This is a genomic window from Lysinibacillus sp. NPDC059133 (assembly GCF_042755925.1).
In the GTDB taxonomy this organism is placed as follows: domain Bacteria; phylum Bacillota; class Bacilli; order Bacillales_A; family Planococcaceae; genus Lysinibacillus.
In genome coordinates this window covers 1-21,591 of record NZ_JBHZDH010000073.1, presented here as the reverse complement: position 1 = coordinate 21,591, position 21,591 = coordinate 1, and the positions used below count along the sequence as shown (strand labels likewise).

General features: G+C 38.7%; 19 protein-coding genes. All 19 read left to right on the top strand.

The window, feature by feature from the left end; genetic code table 11:
* The first annotated feature begins 723 nt into the window (after positions 1–723).
* The 19 genes from ACFXN8_RS24215 to ACFXN8_RS24125 all read left to right on the top strand — a co-directional run bounded on the left by ACFXN8_RS24215 (position 724) and on the right by ACFXN8_RS24125 (position 21,078).
* Positions 724–990: a stage V sporulation protein S gene (locus ACFXN8_RS24215; protein ID WP_010858535.1), complete on the top strand. Its 267-nt coding sequence runs from the start codon at positions 724–726 to the stop codon at positions 988–990.
* Between the two features lie 450 nt (positions 991–1,440).
* On the top strand, positions 1,441–3,180 hold the full coding sequence (locus ACFXN8_RS24210) for a 2-oxoacid:acceptor oxidoreductase subunit alpha (protein WP_376069355.1): 1,740 nt from the start codon (positions 1,441–1,443) through the stop codon (positions 3,178–3,180).
* The gene (locus ACFXN8_RS24205; protein WP_386848023.1) at positions 3,180–4,046 is read left to right on the top strand and encodes a 2-oxoacid:ferredoxin oxidoreductase subunit beta; all 867 of its coding nucleotides are present in this window, start codon (positions 3,180–3,182) and stop codon (positions 4,044–4,046) included. Before ACFXN8_RS24210 ends, ACFXN8_RS24205 begins: the two co-directional genes overlap by 1 nt.
* A gap of 570 nt (positions 4,047–4,616) precedes the next feature.
* Positions 4,617–5,324, top strand: coding sequence for a lantibiotic protection ABC transporter ATP-binding protein (locus ACFXN8_RS24200; RefSeq protein WP_386848022.1), 708 nt, complete (start codon positions 4,617–4,619; stop codon positions 5,322–5,324).
* 1 nt (position 5,325) lies between these two features.
* On the top strand, positions 5,326–6,054 hold the full coding sequence (locus tag ACFXN8_RS24195) for a lantibiotic immunity ABC transporter MutE/EpiE family permease subunit (protein ID WP_376069365.1): 729 nt from the start codon (positions 5,326–5,328) through the stop codon (positions 6,052–6,054).
* A gap of 3 nt (positions 6,055–6,057) precedes the next feature.
* Positions 6,058–6,813 carry a lantibiotic immunity ABC transporter MutG family permease subunit gene (locus ACFXN8_RS24190; RefSeq protein ID WP_386848021.1) on the top strand — a complete coding sequence of 252 codons (756 nt, stop codon included), beginning with the start codon at positions 6,058–6,060 and terminating at the stop codon, positions 6,811–6,813.
* 28 nt (positions 6,814–6,841) lie between these two features.
* A complete protein-coding gene (locus ACFXN8_RS24185) occupies positions 6,842–7,504 on the top strand; it encodes a response regulator transcription factor (RefSeq protein ID WP_376069371.1) in 663 nt (220 codons plus the stop codon).
* On the top strand, positions 7,492–8,874 hold the full coding sequence (locus ACFXN8_RS24180; RefSeq protein WP_386848020.1) for a sensor histidine kinase: 1,383 nt from the start codon (positions 7,492–7,494) through the stop codon (positions 8,872–8,874). The genes ACFXN8_RS24185 and ACFXN8_RS24180 overlap by 13 nt, the downstream gene beginning before the upstream one ends.
* Positions 8,875–9,669: 795 nt before the next feature.
* Positions 9,670–10,044 (top strand): 2-oxoglutarate ferredoxin oxidoreductase subunit beta, encoded by a 375-nt coding sequence (locus tag ACFXN8_RS24175; protein ID WP_376069382.1) that lies wholly within the window; start codon positions 9,670–9,672, stop codon positions 10,042–10,044.
* Positions 10,045–10,291: 247 nt separating this feature from the next.
* Positions 10,292–11,380, top strand: coding sequence for an ABC transporter substrate-binding protein (locus ACFXN8_RS24170; protein ID WP_386848019.1), 1,089 nt, complete (start codon positions 10,292–10,294; stop codon positions 11,378–11,380).
* Positions 11,370–12,206 (top strand): alkaline phosphatase family protein, encoded by an 837-nt coding sequence (locus ACFXN8_RS24165; RefSeq protein WP_386848018.1) that lies wholly within the window; start codon positions 11,370–11,372, stop codon positions 12,204–12,206. The genes ACFXN8_RS24170 and ACFXN8_RS24165 overlap by 11 nt, the downstream gene beginning before the upstream one ends.
* Positions 12,207–12,724: 518 nt before the next feature.
* On the top strand, positions 12,725–13,570 hold the full coding sequence (locus ACFXN8_RS24160) for an ABC transporter permease (RefSeq protein WP_386848024.1): 846 nt from the start codon (positions 12,725–12,727) through the stop codon (positions 13,568–13,570).
* Positions 13,567–14,352, top strand: a complete 786-nt coding sequence (locus tag ACFXN8_RS24155; RefSeq protein ID WP_386848017.1) for an ABC transporter permease — start codon at positions 13,567–13,569, stop codon at positions 14,350–14,352. The genes ACFXN8_RS24160 and ACFXN8_RS24155 overlap by 4 nt, the downstream gene beginning before the upstream one ends.
* The gene (locus ACFXN8_RS24150; RefSeq protein WP_386848016.1) at positions 14,349–15,350 is read left to right on the top strand and encodes an ABC transporter ATP-binding protein; all 1,002 of its coding nucleotides are present in this window, start codon (positions 14,349–14,351) and stop codon (positions 15,348–15,350) included. Before ACFXN8_RS24155 ends, ACFXN8_RS24150 begins: the two co-directional genes overlap by 4 nt.
* Entirely contained in the window at positions 15,347–16,132 is a 786-nt protein-coding gene (locus tag ACFXN8_RS24145; protein WP_386848015.1) for a DeoR/GlpR family DNA-binding transcription regulator, read from the top strand. The genes ACFXN8_RS24150 and ACFXN8_RS24145 overlap by 4 nt, the downstream gene beginning before the upstream one ends.
* Positions 16,129–17,136 (top strand): histidinol phosphate phosphatase domain-containing protein, encoded by a 1,008-nt coding sequence (locus tag ACFXN8_RS24140; RefSeq protein ID WP_386848014.1) that lies wholly within the window; start codon positions 16,129–16,131, stop codon positions 17,134–17,136. The genes ACFXN8_RS24145 and ACFXN8_RS24140 overlap by 4 nt, the downstream gene beginning before the upstream one ends.
* A 462-nt stretch (positions 17,137–17,598) precedes the next feature.
* Positions 17,599–18,855 carry a carboxylate--amine ligase gene (locus ACFXN8_RS24135; RefSeq protein WP_386848013.1) on the top strand — a complete coding sequence of 419 codons (1,257 nt, stop codon included), beginning with the start codon at positions 17,599–17,601 and terminating at the stop codon, positions 18,853–18,855.
* Positions 18,856–19,095: 240 nt separating this feature from the next.
* Positions 19,096–20,640, top strand: coding sequence for a tRNA (N6-isopentenyl adenosine(37)-C2)-methylthiotransferase MiaB (gene miaB, locus ACFXN8_RS24130; RefSeq protein WP_376069405.1), 1,545 nt, complete (start codon positions 19,096–19,098; stop codon positions 20,638–20,640).
* Positions 20,641–21,078: a YlbF/YmcA family competence regulator gene (locus ACFXN8_RS24125; RefSeq protein ID WP_386848012.1), complete on the top strand. Its 438-nt coding sequence runs from the start codon at positions 20,641–20,643 to the stop codon at positions 21,076–21,078. It begins immediately after the preceding gene.
* Positions 21,079–21,591: the final 513 nt, after the last annotated feature.

Sequence of the window (21,591 nt, the reverse complement as noted above, 5' to 3'; positions counted from 1 at the left end):
CAACACGATGTTGGTCACGAAGGCGTTATCACAGGATGTGATGGTTTTAGCCTTCGTTCCTCTATTGCTAATCCCCAAGGAGTCGCCCAGTCTCCGCTACAATCAACCTCTTCATTTAGCATGTATTTTCTGGCATGTTAATCTAATTTATAGGGATAAAATCAAGCTTCAACAAGATGCGTTATTTGTGCGAAAGCGAAGCGGCAGCAATGATACATATATACAATCACCTTAACTGTTTTAAGTTTCTATTCTGAAGAGAGTAACCATTAAGGTTCACTTTTGAAATACTTAAATTTTATAAAAGTTCTACACTATTGTTGATTGCAGTGGAAGGCAACTCGACTCCCGTGGGATAGCGAGACAGGCGAGACCCTGCACGGAGCGTAGCGGAGGAAGCGGCTCGACGCTCGCCCACAGGAAGCTCTGCTCTGCGCGAAAGCGAAGCGTCAGCGGCAAAGCGAGTAGCCTGGAACGGAAATCACCCTCGCGTTTTCATGAGCTCCACTACTTTTAATATGATATCTTTATTTCATTGATCCAGTAAATTTTCTACGTTGAATTTTCAATCTTTTTAGATTGTTTTGATATATAAGAAATGAAAATAGTCTATTTCCTTCTCGCCGAGCATAAAATGACCTATCGACAATAACTTGAGGTCCAAACAAGGGGGACATGAGTTGTTGAGCGTAAACACTATTCGCGAAACGGGGAGGAATAATTGTGGATTCATTAAAAGTATCATCACGCTCTAATCCAAATTCAGTTGCAGGTGCATTAGTCGCGGTAATCAGAGAAAAAGGGCAAGCAGAAATGCAGGCAGTTGGGGCAGGGGCACTTAACCAAGCCGTGAAAGCAGTGGCCATTGCACGCGGATTTGTAGCGCCAAGTGGCACAGATTTAATTTGCGCACCGGCGTTTGCCGATATTTTAATTGCTGGTGAGGAACGTACAGCCTTAAAGCTTCTTGTGGAAAAACGTGTTCGATAAAAAGTAATAAAGTAAAATGCCTTGCACATAATAAGCTGCAAGGCATTTTTTTTGTTTTAATAGGTTGCGTAGTTCGTGCTTTACATATTTGTTAATACGTATCCCATATTAGTTTATTTCCGTTCCAACTGGGCGGCTCCTTATGGATTCGGTAAAAACGCCACGTCCTGTGGCATTATCAAAATGACCGACATCGTGTCGCCCCTCGTACAGACCTAAGCTCAAAGCCGATTCCGGACGCATTGTTTATCTGCGCGACAGCTACAATTATGCCGAGGCATAATTGATTATTTAGCCGGTTTGAAATTTACAACTTTATGAACGCTATTTTCAGTCAAAGGTCTGAATTTCGCTGAAATCGCGTAATAACAATAGTGCAGACCGTTTCTTCGTGTTAAACTTATGAAGGAAAAATAATAGTATACACATTGGATCTAAGGAGTTGTTGACATGTTACATCAGCTTTCATGGAAAGTCGGTGGGCAACAGGGTGAAGGGATTGAAAGTACAGGGGAAATTTTCTCAATGGCAATGAATCGTTTAGGTTACTTCCTATACGGTTATCGTCATTTCTCTTCTCGAATTAAAGGTGGCCATACGAATAATAAAATTACAGTTCGTCCAACAGAAGTACGTACAATTGCGGATGATTTAGATATTTTAGTAGCGTTCGACCAAGAAACAATCGACGTCAATTATAAAGAACTAACAGAAAACGGCATTATTTTAGCGGATGCAAAATTTGGTCCAGTGAAACCAGAAGATTCAAAAGCGCCATTATTTGCGGTGCCTTTTACAGAGGTAGCTGCAGAGCTTGGCACTTCGTTGATGAAAAATATGGTAGCGATCGGTGCAACAGCTTCATTGCTAAATTTAGAGGATGAAGTGTTCCAAAATGTTGTAGATGATATTTTTGGCCGAAAAGGTGAAGAAGTTGTTCAGAAAAATATGGAGGCCATTGCACGCGGTCATGAATTAATGAATGAGCTTTTAGGCGATCGTGTAGGTGAATGGGCTTTAGCACCAGCAGACGGTAAACGCCGTATGTTCATGATCGGGAACGATGCAATAGCACTTGGTGCACTTGCTGCTGGGACACGCTTTATGGCAGCCTACCCAATTACACCAGCTTCTGAGATTATGGAATACCTTATCAAAAAATTACCGAAATTCGGTGGTACGGTTATTCAAACAGAAGACGAAATTGCTGCAGCGACAATGGCAATTGGGGCAAACTTTGGTGGTGTTCGTTCCTTTACAGCTTCTGCTGGCCCTGGTCTTTCATTAATGATGGAAGCACTTGGTCTTTCAGGTATGACAGAGCAGCCACTAGTTGTTGTGGATACACAACGTGGTGGTCCATCAACAGGGTTACCAACAAAACAAGAGCAATCAGATTTAATGGCGATGTTATATGGTACGCATGGTGAAATTCCAAAAGTAGTCATTGCACCTTCTACAATGGAGGAAGCATTCTTTGACACAATCCAAGCGTTTAACATTGCAGAGGAATTACAATTACCAGTTATTTTAATGACTGACTTGCAATTATCTTTAGGTAAACAATCTGTAGAGCCATTCGATTACAATAAAATTGAAATTCGTCGCGGTAAAATTGTTACAGGCGACATTGAAGAAGCGGCTGATAAAGCATACTTCAAACGGTATGAAGATACGGAAGACGGTATTTCACCGCGTGTGTTACCTGGTACGTTGAATGGTATTCACCATGTAACAGGGGTTGAGCACGATGAAACAGGTAAACCATCTGAAGCAACTGGTAACCGTCAAGTACAAATGGATAAACGTTTCCGTAAGCTAGCGGCATTGAAATTTGATAATCCAGTATTTTCAAATGCGCCACACGAAGAAGCCGATATTTTATTAGTGGGCTTTAACTCAACACGTGGAGCTATTGAAGAAGTACAAGAACGCTTAAATGCTCAAGGGTTGAAGGTGAATCATGCACATATTCGTTTAATTCATCCATTCCCATCTGCTGAGGTGGCACCACTTGTAGCAAAAGCGAAAAAAGTAGTCGTTGTAGAAAATAACTACACAGGTCAATTAGCAAATATTATGAAGATGAATATTGGTGGTCACGATAAAATCGAGACTATTACAAAATATAATGGTACACCATTCTTGCCAGGTGAATTAGAAAATCGTGTGAAGGAGTTGACTCGCTAATGGCAACATTTAAGGATTTTCGTAATACAGTGAAACCAAACTGGTGCCCAGGCTGTGGTGACTTCTCTGTACAAGCAGCGATTCAGCGCGCCGCGGCTAACGTTGGAATTGAACCAAACGAACTAGCTGTTATCTCTGGGATTGGCTGTTCTGGTCGTATTTCAGGATACATTAATTCTTACGGTTTCCACGGTATTCATGGTCGTGCATTACCAATTGCACAAGGCTTAAAAATGGCTAACCGTGATTTAAACGTTATCGCTTCTGGCGGTGACGGGGATGGCTTTGCGATTGGTATGGGTCATACAATTCATTCCATCCGTCGTAATATTGACATCACATACGTTGTTATGGATAACCAAATTTATGGTTTAACAAAGGGGCAAACATCTCCACGTTCTGCTGCTGGATTTATTACAAAATCTACGCCAGGTGGTGCGATTGAGCCTTCATTAAAACCATTAGAAGTAGCTTTAACAAGCGGAGCTACATTTGTCGCACAAGGTTTCTCTACGGACATTAAAGAATTAACAGCTTTAATTGAAGCTGGTATTAATCATAAAGGCTTCTCATTCATCAACGTATTCTCACCTTGTGTTACGTATAACAAAGTGAACACGTACGATTGGTTTAAAGAGAACTTAACGAAGCTTGCTGATATTGAAGGTTATGATAACTCTGACCGCGGTATGGCAATGCGTACAGTGATGGAGCATGAAGGTTTAGTAACAGGTATTATTTATCAAGATACTGAAACAGCTTCATATCAAGAAAAAGTACCAGGCTATTCAGAGCTACCATTAACGGATATTGATATTAAAATGAGCGAAAATGATTTTAATGATTTAGTAAAAGAATTTATGTAAATCAAATTTCATATAGCATGACAAAAAGCATTTGGGATGTCCTCATTCCAAATGCTTTTCATTTTTTTTATAAAGTGTGCTTCTTCTGCAAAGCGAGGGTTGATTTCCGTTCCGGCTGGGCGCTTTCCGGGGGGCGTCCGATGAGCCGCTTCGCTGCAGGGTCTCGGGCCAACAGATGTTTTTTGCGTGAAAGCGTAGTGCTAACGCAGCGTCAGCAAAAGGTTTTCGTCTGTGCGAAAGCGAAGCGTCAGCAACAGCACCGATGTTGGTCACGAAGGCGTTATCACAGGACGTGATGTTCTTAGCCTTCGTTCCTCTATTGCTGATCCCCGAGGAGTCGCCCATCCTCCACTCCAATCAACTATTCCAAAAAGCATATTACTCTAATATAGTCATAAAACGAAACTTCAGTAAGAGGGCTTAGTCTGTGCAAAAGTGAAGCACTACAACATTCACAAACCTTGACCAAATTGATTTTCATAGTGAATCTCACAAAAATCTTCGATATCCTTATAAAATCCTTATAATCATTTTTTACACTATAATCATCGAAAGGAAGATGATTATCAGATGGAAGATATTATTTTACAAACAGAAAATCTTAGTAAAAGCTTTAAGGGGCAAAAAATTGTAGAGGACTTGTCGTTAACGATACCTCGCAATACTGTTTACGGTTTACTCGGTCCGAATGGTGCAGGGAAATCAACAGCGTTAAAAATGATAACAGGGATGCTGCGTCCGAATGCAGGAAAGATACTTTTTAATGGACGTGAATGGAATCGTAATGATTTAAAAGACACTGGTGTATTAATTGAAACACCACCGCTTTATGAAAATTTAACGGCAAGGGAAAATCTAAAGGTTCGAACGATTGCACTAGGATTACCAGAATCGCGGATTGACGAAGTATTAAGAATTGTTGACTTGACCAATACAGGGAAAAAACGAGCAGGACAGTTTTCCTTAGGGATGAAACAACGCCTAGGAATAGCTATTGCGCTATTAAACTATCCTAAACTTTTAATTCTTGATGAGCCGACAAATGGTCTCGATCCAATCGGCATTCAAGAGCTTCGAAAACTGATTCGATCATTTCCAGAGCAAGGAATTACAGTTATTTTATCTAGCCACATTCTTTCAGAGGTAGAGCAGGTCGTAGATGAAATTGGAATCATTGCGGGAGGAAAATTAGGCTATCAGGGAGTTGCCCCTAAAGGTCAGGAATTAGAATCATTATTTATGCAGGTTGTGTCTGCCAATAGAAAGGCAGGCATGTAACATGATATCAATTATGAAGGCTGAAAGATTGAAGTGGAAAAAGACTTTTATTCCTAAATTAGTTTGGCTGGCACCCATTGTGGCGATCTTACTAACTGCAGTATTAATGGGAGGAAGCTTTTTTCAAAGTGGCGCTTATAATTGGTGGTATACAATGCTCCTGCCGGGTGCACTGACGATATGTTGTGCATTGGTGATCGAAAAAGATGCTAAATTGAAATACCATAGTATTCTCGCAATGCCGCTCGATCTTAAGAAGGTTTGGTTTGGCAAAATACTTGCATGTAGTGCCTGGTTGTTATTAACTACACTTATTTTCTTTGCTGGTATTACTGCTGGTGGAATACTGTTTGGCACTAGCTATTCTTTAACAAATAGTCTTACAGGTAGCTTGTTAATTTTCTTAACGTTATTATGGCAAATTCCACTTTGCCTGTTTCTTGCGGCAAAATTAGGAACTTACATGGCTATTTTAATAAATTTAGTTGGCAATATGGTTGGTGTGGTTGCATTTGCGGATGGAGAGTTTTGGTATAGCGTTCCTTATGCCATTACAGCAAGACTAATTTGTCCAACACTAGAAATTTTACCAAATGGTCTACCAGTACCTGAGGACAGCCCGTTATTAAGCATATCGGTTATAGTTCCTGGTATATTAATTGCTTTAGCTTGGTTTGCATTAATCAGCTACTTTACTGCACGTTGGTTTCAGAAAAGAGAGGCGAAATAGTATATGGTAATGTTAAGATTACTTAGAGCAGAGTTTCTTAAAATAAAAAGAACGCCATTTTTACTAATTCATCTCCTTATACCTATTATTATTTCTGGGCTGTTTTTAGCATACTACTCCTATTCACCATGGGATTTCAATGGGAAAGTATCCGCTTATTTTCAGGCTCTCGCGTGTGGTTTTCCGACTATAATTGGATTAGTTTGTTCAATGGTATCGGAGCAAGAAGCTACAGCAGGACATTTTCAGGAGATGCTGACAGCGTCTAAAACAAAAATAATGGTCTTTTTAAGCAAGATACTACTCTTATTATTGTTTAGTTTTGGAGCAATATTATTGTCTATTGGTATTTTTAGTGTTGGTTTTATTGAGCTTTTACACGAGGATACTTTTAGCTTTCAATTTTATTTAATAGCTGGATGTATTCTATTTGTAAGCTTTGTATTTTTATATATTTTACATTTTTTTGTTAGTCTTCAATTTGGTAAAGGCGCCTCCATAGGATTAGGTATTGTGGGATCACTATTAGTAGCCTTACTACTCACTGGAATAGGTGATGGTATTTGGTCATTTATACCTTATGGTTGGGGTGGTCACTTTGTTTCGTTATGGACAATGAAGGCGTCAGGGCTTGACCTATCAACGGTGGAAATAGGACTACAGGAAGGTATTATTGCTTCCGTTTGCGGAACATTGTTAGCGTTAGTCTTATCTTGTTTATGGTTTTGGAAATGGGAAGGAAGAAAGTCTGATAATTAGGGTATGAAGAAATGATGAGGGTAGAAATATGGCGAAAATATTGGCGGTAGATGATGAAAAAGGTATTTTAATATTGATAAAAAATGCATTACTAAAAGATGAACATCTAGTAACGGCAGTCTCTGATGCAACAGAAGTAAGTAAAAAGGATCTTGGTGCCTTCGATTTAATTTTATTGGATGTGATGATGCCCGAAATTGATGGATTTACTTTATGTGGCCAAATACGTCATGCTGTAGATTGTCCTATCCTTTTTTTAACAGCTAAATCATTAGAAGAAGATTTAATGTATGGTCTAGGTCTTGGCGCTGATGATTATATTATCAAGCCGTTTGGCATTGGAGAGCTACGTGCAAGAGTGAATGCGCATTTGAGACGGGAAATAAGAGAAAGACGTAGTATCCTTTTTGTAGATAACATTCACTTCAATCTATCTGGCAAAGAGCTGTTTGTAAATGAGGAGAAGGTATTGCTGACAAAAAGCGAATATGAAATATGCGAATTTCTAGCTCGAAACCGAGGACAGGTGTTTTCGAAAGAAAAGATTTATGAAACTATTTTTGGGTTTGATGGGAAGAGTGACAGTACGGCTATTACTGAGCATATTAAAAATATTCGTTCAAAGCTACATGCCTTTAATGTTGACGCCATTGACACTGTTTGGGGGATTGGATATAAATGGAGACAATAAAGCCTACTAAAGGAACACGACTACATACTTTTTTTCTTCGATACCTCCTTTTCCTAAGTCTAGGCACCATTCTGTTAGTAGTACTGCTAATCGGTTTAACGATGTTTGCCCTTTCTACCAACTTCATATTACCAGCAAATTATGCAGAAACTCAAATTTCATTATCAAGAGATCGTATTGCGTCTAGTAGTTCGGTTACAGCTGATATGATCCCAAACCTTGTTGATTACGCCGTCTTTTCTAAAGAAGGTAAATTTCTTGCAGGGAATCTTTCAGAGAAGGAAGCTTCTAGAGCTTGGGATGCAATGAAAAAAGACCAATCTCAAGGTATCACCCAATTTTACTCGTTTATAGAGCGAGAAAATGAGATTTGTATTTTACGGTATGGTATGTTGCCTCAGTATCGTTCGGCTATTTTGAGAAAATATTTACCTAACCCGCAACTATTAGATATTCTATTATTTATTATAGGAGTAATAACTCTACCAACTGTCCTTGCGATCCATTTTGGAAGAAATCTTAAGAAAAAAATGTTTGGCTTGCAGGAAGCGATTGAAAAAATACAAAATCAAAATTTGGATTTTACAATAAATACTTCAGGAATTCGTGAAATAGATGAAATATCCATTTCTCTTGAACATATGAGAGAGGCTTTAAACAGCTCTTTAAAACAGCAATGGGAATCAGAACAGGCACGTAGAGAACAAATTTCTGCTCATGCCCACGATCTGAAAACACCACTTACCATTATTCGGGGGAACGCAGAGCTTTTACAGGATACTGTCCAAGATGAAATTCAAAAAGAATATAATAACTATATTTTGAAAAATACATTAGAAATAGAAAAGTTCACGAATGAGCTGATTGATTTATCGAAAATGGGAAAAAATATCGCCCGTGAAAAAACGAATGTTAAAACGGATGTATTTATGACAGAAGTAGAAGATCAATTGAGAGCTCTTTCGTTGGAAAAAAAACTTCAAGTGGATGTCCAAAAGGAAATACTCCCCGCGCTTATTTTTATTGATGAAGAGCAGTTCTATCGAGCGATGTTAAACGTTATTGCCAATGCGGTAGAGCACACACCTGAAAATGGCAAGGTAACATTAACTGTGAAAGGAGCTGCTGATGATATTCAATTTACCGTTATTGATAGCGGCTGTGGATTTTCTCCGAAGGATTTAAATGAGGCTACCAAACAGTTTTATCGCGGAGACCCAAGCAGAAATGCAGGAAATCACCATGGGATGGGACTTTATATTGCCCAATCAATTGTTCAGAGTCATGGTGGAGCACTGCTAATTGACAATGATTTATCAGGTGGAGGAAAAGTGACCATAACAATCCCAATTAATTTCGCCTTGGCGTAATTGTTTTTGCTGTTGCTTTGCTTTTGCACAGATATAAATTATTTGAAATGCGGTGAATTATTTACTGATCGAAGGATTTTTTGTTGATAATTTACTTATGCCTTTTGGTACGGAAATTAGCTTCTTCTATGAAGTTCAATAATATAACATTGGATAAAATGTATACCATGAATATGAGTTGATCTTCGTTACGGCTGGGCGACTCCTTGGGGATCAGCAATAGAGGAACGAAGGCTAAGAACATCACGTCCTGTGATAACGCCTTCGTGACTAACATCGTGCTGTTGCTGACGCTTCGCTTTCGCACAGACGAAAACCTTTTGCTGCCGCTACGTTAGCACTACGCTTTCGCGCAAAAAACATCTGTTGGCCCGAGACCCTGGAGCGAGCAGGCAGAGGAACGAAGGCTAAAACCATCACATCCTGTGATAACGCCTTCGTGACCAACATCATGTTGGCCCAAGCGGCTCATCGGACGCCCCCAGGAAGCTTTGCTCTGTGCGAAAGCAAAGCGACAGCAATTGTTTTATCTGTGCGAAAGCGAAGCGACAGCAACAAATGTTTTAACTGTGCGAAAGCGAAGCGACAGCAACAACAAAGCGCCCAGCCGGAACGGAAATCAACCCCACGCTATGATGGCGAGCCTTAAATTAATAAATATCTTGAGAAAAGAATGATTATGGCAAATTTGCTAATATCATTGTTTTTGTTTTTGTTTGAAAGGAAAAAATGGGGAGCGAGTTCGGGCAAGAGTATTGTAATAAATGCTACAATAAAAGAAAAAAAGAGGAGGCGATGACGCACGTGGATAACGTCATTGATTTTATTGCAAAGAAAAAAGAATGGGAAGAAAGACAGCGCGCGCAGGACTTAGAAAAGTATGTTGCGACACAATGTAATTTCCATCAACCAGAAAATATTGATGCACTTGTTGATGGAAAAGTGATTGAGGTCAAGGACCATACGTTGTTTTTAGGTTTCCTCTCAATATTAAAAGATGAAAAAATTGATCCACTTGATATTTTTCAGGATGTATTTACATTAGAACCTTCTCGCTTTGAAATGTCCTACAATATGAGATGGTGGTCAGTCGTACAGCTTGCATTTACATTTTTAACAATTTTAAAGGAAAACGAGCCACATACATATGCAGATTTTCTTGGTTTATAAAATTAATAAAGTGTGTGCACGTCTTGCAAAGCTACATAAACGTGCACATACAGAACTAGATTCCTTCTGATTTCCTCTAAAACTTTTACTTTCCCCTTAAATTAATTATTGTTCATAGATTTTCATATTTCCTTAATAATTTTTACTAAATATTTTACTGTCCTCCATACTTGCTTAATGTTTGTTTCTTAATATAACTGTTGTAAGGCAAATGAAAACAAACATAAACAAATGGAGGTTCCAACTCATGGCAATTCAAAAGTTGTGGAAGAAAGGTCTAATCGGAGCATTAGCAATTTCAATGTTGGCGGCTTGTTCGGACGGCTCATCTAGTTCTAATGAAGTGAAAAGTGATTTAACGCTTGAAGAGGTTACGAAAAAAGCAAAAGAAGAAGGCACTGTAAATTCTGTCGGTATGCCAGATACATGGGCTAACTGGGTGGAGACTTGGGATGAGCTTGGTACTGAATATAGCCTTAAGCATAAGGATTCAGATATGTCGAGTGCTGAGGAGCTAGCAAAGTTTGAGGCAGAAAAGGATGATGCCACTGCTGATATTGGTGATGTCGGAATTGCCTTTGGACCGATTGCCAAGGACAAAGGTTTAACATTACCGTACAAAACATCTTATTGGGATGAAATACCTGACTGGGCAAAGGATGATGAAGGCCATTGGATCGTCGGTTACACGGGAACCGTTTCATTTTTAACTGATAAAAATAACGTCAAAAACGCCCCGAAATCTTGGGATGATATTAAAAACGGAGATTACACTGTCAGCATTGGTGACGCTTTAACAGCGAATCAAGCACAATTTGCTATTTTAGCAGCTGCTATGGCATTTGGTGGCGATGAGTCGAATATTCAACCAGGGATAGACTTTTTTGCAGACTTAGCAAAACAAGGGCGTTTAAAAGGAGATCCAACTGTAGCGAATTTAGAAAAGGGTGAAATTGACGTAGCTATCTTATGGGATTTTAATGCACTTGGCTATCGACACCAAATCGAGGAGAAACGTTTTGATGTCGTCATTCCATCAGAAGGCTCTGTAACATCAGGCTATGCAACGATCATAAATAAATACGCTAAAAATCCTCATGCAGCAATGCTTGCTCGTGAATATATTTTATCAGATGCAGGGCAAGAAAATTTAGCGAAGGGTTATGCTCGTCCAATTCGTGACAAGGTTCAATTGTCTCAAGATGTTCAAAAACTATTATTACCTGCGGACATGTACAAAAATGCACAGCCAGTAAAAGATCAAAAGAAATGGGAAGAAACAACAAAGCAAATTCCACAACTCTATCAGGAGCAGGTATTAATTCATGGGAAATAAAAAAGTTGTTTTAATTGTCATAGATGCACTTCGCTTTGATACAGCCTGTACCCATATGGGATTTATGCACCATTTAGTTGAACGTAAGATTGCAGCACGCTACAAGGTTTGCGCAGAGGTCCCGTCTCTATCAAGGCCTTTATATGAAACAATTTTAACGGGGACACCCCCCAGTGTACATGGGGTAACTAGCAATATGACAGTACGTTTAACTACGCAAAATAGTCTGTTTCATGTAGCGAAAGACAACGGTTTGTCTACAGCAGCGGCTGCCTATTATTGGGTCAGTGAGCTATATAATCGTGCACCATTTGTGCATATGGAGGACAGGCTACAATTAGATACTAAATTGCCGATTGAGAATGGCTTGTTCTACTTTGAGGATCACTATCCAGACAGTCATTTATTTGCTGATGCTGCTTGGCTAATGGATCAAAAGCAACCAGATTTCTTATATATTCATCCGATGAATGTAGATGATGATGGTCATAAATTTACAGCTGACTCGGCACAATATCGAAATCGTGTTTTAGCAGTGGATGCATTATTATCTCTATTTATTCCAAAATGTCTTGCGCAGGGCTATGAAGTGATCGTGACGGCAGATCATGGGATGACAAGTGATGGTAATCATGGAGGCACAACAGCTGAGGATCGCCATGTCCCAATGTTTGTTATTTCGAATCACGTTAAAGCAGGCATTAAGGATGAAATTGTCTCACAGTTACAAATTGCTCCGCTGTGCTGTCATTTATTGAATATCGAACCTTCTGAAGAAATGGTTCCATTGTTATTAGAGGGGATGCATTCATTAAAAAGGGTTTAATTATCAATATTTATTCAGGCGTGTTGGTTAGGGGAAAAGGTTTATTATTGAGTGATTAAACATAGCGTGGGGTTGATTTCCGTTCCGACTGGGCGCTTTCCTGGGGGCGTCCGATGAGCCGCTTCACTCGCAATGCTCGCTCCAGGGTCTCATCTGTGACGCTGATCCCCGAGGAGTCGCCCAGTCTCCACTCCAATCAACTTATATATGGTATACGTTTTTAACAAATATCATCACTAATTTTGGATGACGAGCCAATATAAAAGGTTTTTTGTTGCTTATGTATACCCATCTTTAACTGATTGTAGCGGGGGCTAATCGAGTGCTCCTACCACTTTGCTTTTGTCATAGAGCAAAGCTTCCATTGGGAAAAATAAGTAGTCGTTTTAGAAATGTGCGTCCTCTAATTAAGATGGATAAAAATCAATATTCTCATCTTTCGCCACTTGGTACTACTTTGCTAGTTTCAGGGCGCGAATTTTATTAATCTAAATGGCTGTTATTAAATATTGAAAGAAGTGATTGTTTTGATTTCGAAGCGGCAAACAGTTGCCTGGCTTTCTCCTTTTCTAGTACTTGTCTTGTTATTTTTCTTAGTACCGTTACTGTATATGCTCATCACAAGCTTTCAAAATAATGATGGTTTTACATTTGCACAATATCGATCGGTACTAACGAATGATTACATTTTACAAGGCTTTCAAAATAGTATTACACTGTCCGTTATTTCGGCAGTCATTGCCTTAATCGTTACCTTATTTGCAGTTTATGCGATGATGAGATTTTCTGAGCCGGTGCGCGAGAAAATTTTAATATTGACAAACTTAACATCAAATTTTTCAGGTATTCCATTAGCGTTTGCCTTTATCGTATTACTTGGCAATAGCGGGCTCTTTACTTTGCTATTCGATAAATGGGGGATCAGCGCTTTATCATCATTTTCTCTTTATAGCTGGGGTGGCTTGTTACTGATTTATATTTACTTCCAGCTGCCATTAGCATTAATGCTTTTATATCCAATTTATGATGGAATTCAGCAACAATGGAAGGAAGCTGCGGCACTACTTGGCGCTTCTACGTGGCAGTTTTGGATGAAGATTGGGATCCCTGTTATGCTTCCAGGGATTGTTGGAACATTTAGCGTATTGTTTGCCAATGCAATGGGAGCGTATGCCTCTGCCTATGCACTAACTAGCAGTAATTACAATTTAGTAGCCATTCGTATTGGTTCTCTTATTAAGGGAGATATTTTTGCCCAACCAGAGCTGGCAAGTGCTATTGCCGTAATACTAGCAGTAACGATGGTGACTGCGATGCTATTAAGTGAATGGAGCATTTCAAAAACAAGGAGGAAATTAAAGTGAAAAAAAGAGGCTTTGCAGATTTGTTTTTCCTCCTGTTAGTGATGTATTTAGTGTTGCCAGTTGTTGCAACAATGCTTTATGCTTTTGCGACGAAATGGAATAAAACCATTTTGCCAGAAGGATTAACATTTAAATGGCTTGCTACATTATTTCAGGATGCCGAATTTATACAGGCGTTTGGACGTTCTGTTTTATTGTCGGGTGGAGCTGTAATAATTGCATTGCTTGTTATTGTACCGGCCATATTCGTAATCGTGTTGTATTGTCCAAAATACGAAAAATGGATTCAAATGGCTGTTGTGATGGTGTATTCATTTCCTGGAATAATTTTAGCAGTTGGGCTTATCCGTGTTTACAGCAAATTTGGTGTGCCTATGATTTTAGTAGTTTTAGGGGCATATGTTATCAGTGTATTACCATATATTTACCAGGGGACACGCAATAGTTTGCGGAATGTAGATGCGCGGCAGCTTTTAGATGCAGCACAATTACTAGGGGCATCGAAATTACAGGCATTTACTAAAATATTGTTGCCTACTGTATACCCAGGCTTATTTGCTGGTGCATTATTATCGTTTTCCGTACTTTTTGGAGAGTTTGTACTGATTAATCTTGTCGTTGGTTCTCGCTTTGAAACAGTGCAAATTTATTTAATGAAGAAGCTTAGTACAAGTGGACATATTGCTAGTGCGGTTGTCTTTATTTATATCGTTCTAATGGGTCTATTAACGTTCATTATTGCAACATTAACGAAACGATCGAAAGGTGCTACAAATCTATGAGTTATATTGTGATTGAAGGACTTCATAAAAAATATGGATTAACGACGGTTTTATCAAATATAGATATGAAGATTGATAAAGGTGAATTTATAACTCTTTTAGGTCCAAGTGGCTGTGGTAAGAGTACCATTTTACGAATTTTAGCGGGCTTAACAGATGCATCAGCAGGAAAAATTATCATTGAAGGTAAGGATATGATGGGTGTTCAACCAAAGGATCGTCAAGTGGGTATGGTGTTTCAATCTTATGCACTATTCCCAAATATGACGGTGAAAGAAAATGTAGCCTTTGGTTTACGTATGCAAAAAGTAAGTACTGCAGAAGTTGATCAACGTGTTCAAGAAATGCTTGCGATCGTACATTTAAGTGAAAAAGCGAACGCATATCCAAAAGAATTATCCGGCGGTCAACAGCAACGTGTTGCCCTTGCTCGAGCTTTAATAGTACGTCCAAAGGTATTGTTGTTAGATGAGCCGCTCAGTGCGCTAGATGCCCAAATTCGTCAGAAGCTTCAAGCAGACTTACGAGCTATCCAACAAAAGCTAGGCATCACGATGATTTTAGTTACGCATGACCAAGAGGAAGCAATGGCTGTTTCTGACAGAATATTTGTTATGAATAATGGGATGATTGCACAAAGTGGAACACCTACTGTGATTTATACAAACCCTGAAAGTGAATTTATCGCTAATTTTATCGGACATTACAATGTCTTTACGCGTCAAGCTCTAGAGAAAATGATTGGCGAGACATTGCCAAAAGAATACTCAAAATTTGCGATTCGACCAGAAGCGATTCATCTCAATCAGAGACAGGGGGATGTTTGTATTACTGGAGAGGCGAAGCAGTCATTAATGAGTGGCAATGTTATCCGAACAACGTTAGAGGGAGAATGTCTCTTTACGATGGAGCAGCTACACCAACGAGGGCATTCGTTTGAGCTGGGTAAGAAATATATGTGTTATGTAGCGAAAGAAGATGTGATTGCATTATCATGACCTATGCAAAAATTGAACGTTTCGAATTTATTTTAAAACAGTTAGAGGTTGATGGGAAAATTGTTGTTGCCAATATTGCAGAAGAATTACAAGTGGCACCAGAAACGATTCGTCGAGATTTTGATGAGCTAGAACAACAGCATTTATTAACGAGAGTACACGGAGGAGCTGTAAAGTATACGAACGTTAGAAATGAACCAGCATTTTTGCGGAAGCTTCAAATGCAAAAAGAGGCAAAACGCAATATAGCTCGATTAGCAGCTAGACGTATCTGTGACGGGGATACAATTGCAGTTGATACAGGTACAACAACGGTGCATATTGCAGACTTTTTATTGGCAGTCGATGATATAACGGTCGTAACCAATTCCATTGCTGCAGCTGTACAATTTAATTTGGCCATAGAAGAGCGGAGAATGACGGGAAAGGTCATATTGCTTGGAGGAACGACCAATCCAAGGCAATCCTCAGTAGCAGGAGCTATGACTTTGGAGTTATTAGGAAATATGAACTTTGATAAAGCATTTATATCTTGTGGTGGTATTAGCGAAGGCACCGTATACGATTATGATTTGGATGAATCGTTAATTTCTAAAAAAATGCTTGATCATAGTAAGATGAACTTTTTACTAGCCGATGCAACAAAAATAAATGGGAAGTCCTTTTATCAAATTTGTCACATAGAGGAGAGCTCCGAAATTCTTTGTGATATAGCTTGCCCATTGGAGTGGCAAATATATGAGGAAAAGTGGACGGTATGTAATGGAGGGAAAAGTGAATGATTGATTATCATGTACATTTAGAGGAAGGCCCATATTCATTTCGTTGGCTGGAGCGTACTTCTCAGGCAATTAGTTTTTTTAATGAAGATGAAGGAGCAGCGAAAGATTCTAAAGCATTGATAGAGTGGCAAATGCAGCAGTTATCAAAGCGATTACAAGGTGGCTGTTATAGTGAGGAATGGTTAGATTTATACCTACAACAAGCTATTCAACTCGGTTTGCGTGAGGTTGGGATTGTCGACCATCTCTATCGTTTCAAGGAGACGCGAGCATATTTTGAGCGTTATATGCAGTTAGATGACAATGAAGTTGGTAAAGTCCAGCGTTACTGGCTTGATCGTGTGATGACAGAAAGCATGGATGATTTTGTGTCAGCTATTAATCGAGCAAAGGAAAAGTGGAGTCTGCATGGTATTTCCTTAAAGCTTGGCATCGAAGCGGATTATTTTGTCGGTGGCGAGGAAGAATTAGCATCATTACTGGAAGGATACCCGTGGGATTACGTTATCGGATCTGTCCATTTTGTAGATGGTTGGGGCTTTGATAACCCTCAAACACAATACATATTTGAGGACATGGATGCTGCTACATTACAGCAGAACTATGAGCGTTTCTTTGCTACAGTCGAAAAAATGATTCACTCAGGTATGTTTGATTTTGTAGCACACTTGGATAACTTTAAAGTATTTAATTATCAAGTGGATGACGCTGTTTTTCTCGATTCTTGGTATGAACGTATAGCCAAAGCGCTCGTGACAACAAATACTGCCACTGAATTGAACGCGGGCCTGTATTATCGTTATCCAGTAAAAGAGATATGCCCTGGCCCTCGCTTCCTTCAAATATTAATAGAACAGGGAGTAGCCTTTACAGTTTCCTCAGATGCGCATTTCCCAGACGATTTAGGTAAATTTACATTTGCCAATGCAGATTTGCTTAAGAGCTTCGGTGTTCAATCGATTGTTGGCTTTGAACAGCGTGTGAAAAAGTTAATTGAAATATAGCATTCAGTAGTTCATAAGCCTAGAGGCACTGAAACAAAAATGAGTTTTCTTATTTAGGAGATTCATTTTCGTTTCAGTGTCTTTAATTTCTTTCGGCGGGTGTCCAAACACCCTCTGAAAGAAGTTAAAGCCTCCGGCGGATGTCACGGAATCGGAAAGGAGTTCTTAGGGGATGTTAGCCTAAAATCATCGCATCCATGCGATAACGGCTAACTGACCTGCATCGGTGCTGTTGCTGTCGCTTTGCTTTCGCACAGATGAAAACCTTTTGCTGCCGCTACGCTTTCGCGCAAAAAACATCAGCAGGCCTAAGCACAAAGCCGATTCCGGACGCAATTATGCCGAGGCATAATTGATTTACATTAAGAAAATTACAGACTCGTAACGTTATTAGTATTAAGTACAGGACAGGCCGCATATAAAAATGAATAAATTCATTTTTATCATGAGAGGTGAGTAAAATTGTCAAAAACAGTTGATCAACCCTTTTTACCAGTGGTTATACAATCAGGTCAATACGCATATGGGGTAGCCCGTTCCTTTTACGAGGCGTATCGTATGAAAAGTCTAGTATTAGAGCCAGCTGTGAAAACAAAAGATATTCGAACGCTCTTATTAGGTGGAAAGTTTGGCATAGCGACTCAAAATAGTGGAATTTTGGATTTCCAATATGTGGACCGTTTAGATGAACCAGATTATTTTGTACAAGCTTTAATAGAAGTCGCGATGCAGTTCAAACATAAGAAATTGATCCTTCTAGTATGTGATTGTTATTATGCGGAACTTATTATTATTAACAAACAGACACTACAACATTATTTTATCTTACCTTATATAGATGAGGATTTAATGAAGCAAGTGCAAACAAAGGAAGAATTTTATAAGCAATGTGATTTATATAATTTAAAATATCCTAAAACGATGGTATTGACAAAGGAACATCCTGTAACAACTGAAATACCCTTCGATTATCCGATAATAATCAAGCCATCGAATTCAGTTGAATATACGAGTTGTTCCTTCCCTGAGAAGAAAAAAGTGTTTTTTGTAAAAAATGAAGACGAGAAGCGGCATATTATTAAAAGCATTTATCGTTCTACCTATAAAGATTCTTTAATTCTTCAAGAATTTATTCCAGGTGATGATTCTTATATTCGGGTATTAGACGTTTACGTAGGGAAGGACAAGAAGGTTAAATTGATGTGTTTAGGTAACAAGCTTCTCGAAGATCCTTCACCACAAAATATTGGCATCTCTTTGGCGATTATGACAGATTTCGATGAACAGCTAATGGACAACTTGCGTCATTTTTTGGAAGCCATTGGCTATTGTGGTTTTGCAAATTTTGACATGAAACTAGATGTTCGTGACGGGGAATATAAAATATTTGAAATGAACTTACGATCTGGTGCTTCAAGCTATTACGTGACAACAAGTGGTCATAATTTAATGCAGTGTGTTGCTAATGATTATGTATTCAATGTGAATCAAGAGTTAACGTATGTACAGACGAGGCATTTGTGGTCACTCATTCCAAAAAGATTGTTATTCAAGGGCTTGAAAAATGAAAAGCTGAAAATAGAAGCTAAACAGTTAATAAAACAGGGCAAGTATGCGAAAGCTCTATATTTTAGAGAGGACATGAACGTAAAGCGATGGGCAAAGCTTACACTATATAATTTTTATTTAAATCTAAAATTTAAAAGGTACTATAAATAAGGTCAAGCTAAGTACTGGGACACTTTTGATGAGGATTTTCTAATCAATGGTGTCCTATTATTTTGGAGATTTAAAAAAGAGGTAAAGCGGCAAAGGGAAAATTCAGCAAACTTAGTGTAATTAAGTCTAAACCGCGACATTTAGTACGCAAGCCTTGTAGGATGTTGCAATTATTCAGTATAATAGTGAAACGGGATTTCAAATGTATGGAATTCGTTTGAAAGGAGTTACCTGATTGCGATGAATGAGGAACAACGTTTAGCTAATCAACAAGTCAATCAACCAAAAAAAGAAAACAAGCCTGAAAAGGATTATAGTAAATATTTTGAAACGGTCTTTACGGCACCTTCATTAAAAGATGCTAAAAAACGTGGGAAAGAAGAAGTTAAGTACCATAAAGACTTTAACATTGCAGAAGAGTTTGCAGGTATGGGCACAGGGCGTACTTTTTATATTCGTACGTATGGCTGCCAAATGAATGAGCACGATACGGAAGTTATGGCTGGGATTTTTATGCAGCTAGGTTATACGCCTACAGATATAATTGATGAAGCTGACGTCGTACTACTGAATACTTGTGCCATCCGTGAAAATGCAGAAAACAAAGTATTTGGGGAACTTGGCTTCCTGCTAAAATATAAACGTAAAAATCCAGAAATGCTGATCGGGGTTTGTGGCTGTATGTCACAGGAAGAATCAGTTGTCAATAAAATTTTAAGAAGTTATCCACATGTCGATATGGTGTTTGGTACACATAATATTCACCGTTTACCGAACGTTTTAAAAGAAGCATATATGTCTAAGGAAATGGTCATTGAGGTTTGGTCTAAAGAAGGCGATGTGATTGAGAGCCTGCCGAAAAAACGTCTTGGCTCCATCAAAGCTTGGGTAAATATTATGTACGGCTGTGATAAATTCTGTACGTATTGTATCGTACCTTATACGCGTGGTAAGGAGCGTAGTCGCCGTCCGGACGAAATCATTGCTGAAGTTCGAGAATTAGCGGCTGCGGGCTATAAAGAAATTATGCTTCTAGGACAAAATGTCAACGCTTACGGTAAGGATTTTGAGGATATTGAATATCGACTTGGTGATTTGATGGATGAATTACGAAAAATTGATATCCCACGTATTCGTTTTACAACAAGTCATCCACGTGACTTCGATGATCATTTAATCGAAGTTCTTGCAAAACGTGGTAACTTAGTTGAACATATTCATTTACCAGTACAATCTGGTTCAAATGATGTGCTAAAAATTATGGCACGTAAGTATACACGTGAGCATTTCCTTGGATTAGTAGCAAAAATTAAAGCGGCTATTCCGGAAGTAACACTAACGACTGATATTATTGTAGGTTATCCTAATGAAACAGAAGAACAATTTGAGGAGACATTATCCTTGTACCGTGAAGTAGGTTTTGAAATGGCCTTTACGTATATTTATTCTCCTCGTGAGGGTACACCTGCTGCCAAAATGGTAGACAATGTACCTGAAGAAGTGAAAAAAGAACGTCTTCACCGATTAAATGAGGTTGTAGGGGAATACTCTCGCAAAGCATTAGAAGGCTTGAAGGGTGAAATAGTAGAAGTATTAGTTGAAGGTACAAGTAAAAGACGCGAGGATGTGTTAGCTGGCTATACGCGTAAAAATCGACTTGTAAACTTTGAAGCGCCAGCAGATCTAATTGGTCAATTAGTGAAGGTAAAAATAGTGGAGGCTACTTCGTACTCACTACGTGGTGAGTTCATAGAAGTAGTAAAAAATGAAAAGGTGGAAGCGTAAATGTCACAAGTATTATATACAAAAGATGATTTAATCAAGAAGTCACACGAAATTGCGCATATGATTGCCAATACGCCAGAAGTTGAATTTTTCAAAAAAGCAGAATCACAAATTAATGAAAACCAACATGTACGTGAGCGTATTGCAAGTTTAAAAAGCCTACAAAAGCAAGCTGTTAACTTCCAACACTTAGGAAAAGAAAAAGCGCTTAAATTAATTGAAGACAAAATCGAAAAAATCGAAGAAGAAATCAACGCGATCCCAGTGGTTCAACAATTTAAAGAATCTCAAGGTGATGTAAATGATTTATTGCAATTAGTTTCGAACACAATTGCTAACAATGTTACAAATGAGATTGTTCGCTCAACTGGTGGGGATGTACTTCGTGGAGAAACTGGCTCATACGTAGCCAATACAACACCAGGAAGCTGCTCATAAAAATAATAGAAGTCAAAACCTTAAAAAGCGTGAGAAATCAATTTAGAAACGTTGATTTCTCGCGTTTTTTTGATGTGTCATAAGCGAGGCAAATTGTCAGTGCGGTCAGATAGTGTTGTATGAAGGTAGATGTCGATATTTTTCGAAAGTTGGTTGATAAATTAAAAAAGTTGGTCGATAAATTAAAAAAGTTGGTTGATAAATCGATAAAGTTGGTCGATAAACAATCAAAAGTTCTCGATAAATCTCAAAACTGCAGCTCATTAAAGATTTTTGTCGCTGCCGTTACGCTGCGCTGCAGAAAATTTTCCTATTGATGAAAAATTATTCTGTCAATGAAATTAAGATGCCTTATTAAATATAGTGTGTCTCTTCGGCAAAATGAGGTGTTGATTTCCGTTCTGACTGGGCGCTTTGTTGCTGACGCTTCGTTTTCTGTGCGAAAGCGCAGCGACAGCAACAAATGCTTTCTGTGCGAAAGCGCAGCGACAGCAACAAATGTTTTCTGTGCGA

What these genes read in the sequence shown, in the direction of transcription:
- ACFXN8_RS24210 (WP_376069355.1), top strand. Translation starts at nt 1,441, where the DNA reads ATGTTACATCAGCTTTCATGGAAAGTCGGTGGGCAACAGGGTGAAGGG.
- ACFXN8_RS24205 (WP_386848023.1), top strand. Translation starts at nt 3,180, where the DNA reads ATGGCAACATTTAAGGATTTTCGTAATACAGTGAAACCAAACTGGTGC.
- ACFXN8_RS24200 (WP_386848022.1), top strand. Translation starts at nt 4,617, where the DNA reads ATGGAAGATATTATTTTACAAACAGAAAATCTTAGTAAAAGCTTTAAG.
- ACFXN8_RS24195 (WP_376069365.1), top strand. Translation starts at nt 5,326, where the DNA reads ATGATATCAATTATGAAGGCTGAAAGATTGAAGTGGAAAAAGACTTTT.
- ACFXN8_RS24190 (WP_386848021.1), top strand. Translation starts at nt 6,058, where the DNA reads ATGGTAATGTTAAGATTACTTAGAGCAGAGTTTCTTAAAATAAAAAGA.
- ACFXN8_RS24185 (WP_376069371.1), top strand. Translation starts at nt 6,842, where the DNA reads ATGGCGAAAATATTGGCGGTAGATGATGAAAAAGGTATTTTAATATTG.
- ACFXN8_RS24180 (WP_386848020.1), top strand. Translation starts at nt 7,492, where the DNA reads ATGGAGACAATAAAGCCTACTAAAGGAACACGACTACATACTTTTTTT.
- ACFXN8_RS24175 (WP_376069382.1), top strand. Translation starts at nt 9,670, where the DNA reads ATGACGCACGTGGATAACGTCATTGATTTTATTGCAAAGAAAAAAGAA.
- ACFXN8_RS24170 (WP_386848019.1), top strand. Translation starts at nt 10,292, where the DNA reads ATGGCAATTCAAAAGTTGTGGAAGAAAGGTCTAATCGGAGCATTAGCA.
- ACFXN8_RS24165 (WP_386848018.1), top strand. Translation starts at nt 11,370, where the DNA reads ATGGGAAATAAAAAAGTTGTTTTAATTGTCATAGATGCACTTCGCTTT.
- ACFXN8_RS24150 (WP_386848016.1), top strand. Translation starts at nt 14,349, where the DNA reads ATGAGTTATATTGTGATTGAAGGACTTCATAAAAAATATGGATTAACG.
- ACFXN8_RS24145 (WP_386848015.1), top strand. Translation starts at nt 15,347, where the DNA reads ATGACCTATGCAAAAATTGAACGTTTCGAATTTATTTTAAAACAGTTA.
- ACFXN8_RS24140 (WP_386848014.1), top strand. Translation starts at nt 16,129, where the DNA reads ATGATTGATTATCATGTACATTTAGAGGAAGGCCCATATTCATTTCGT.
- miaB (WP_376069405.1), top strand. Translation starts at nt 19,096, where the DNA reads ATGAATGAGGAACAACGTTTAGCTAATCAACAAGTCAATCAACCAAAA.
- ACFXN8_RS24125 (WP_386848012.1), top strand. Translation starts at nt 20,641, where the DNA reads ATGTCACAAGTATTATATACAAAAGATGATTTAATCAAGAAGTCACAC.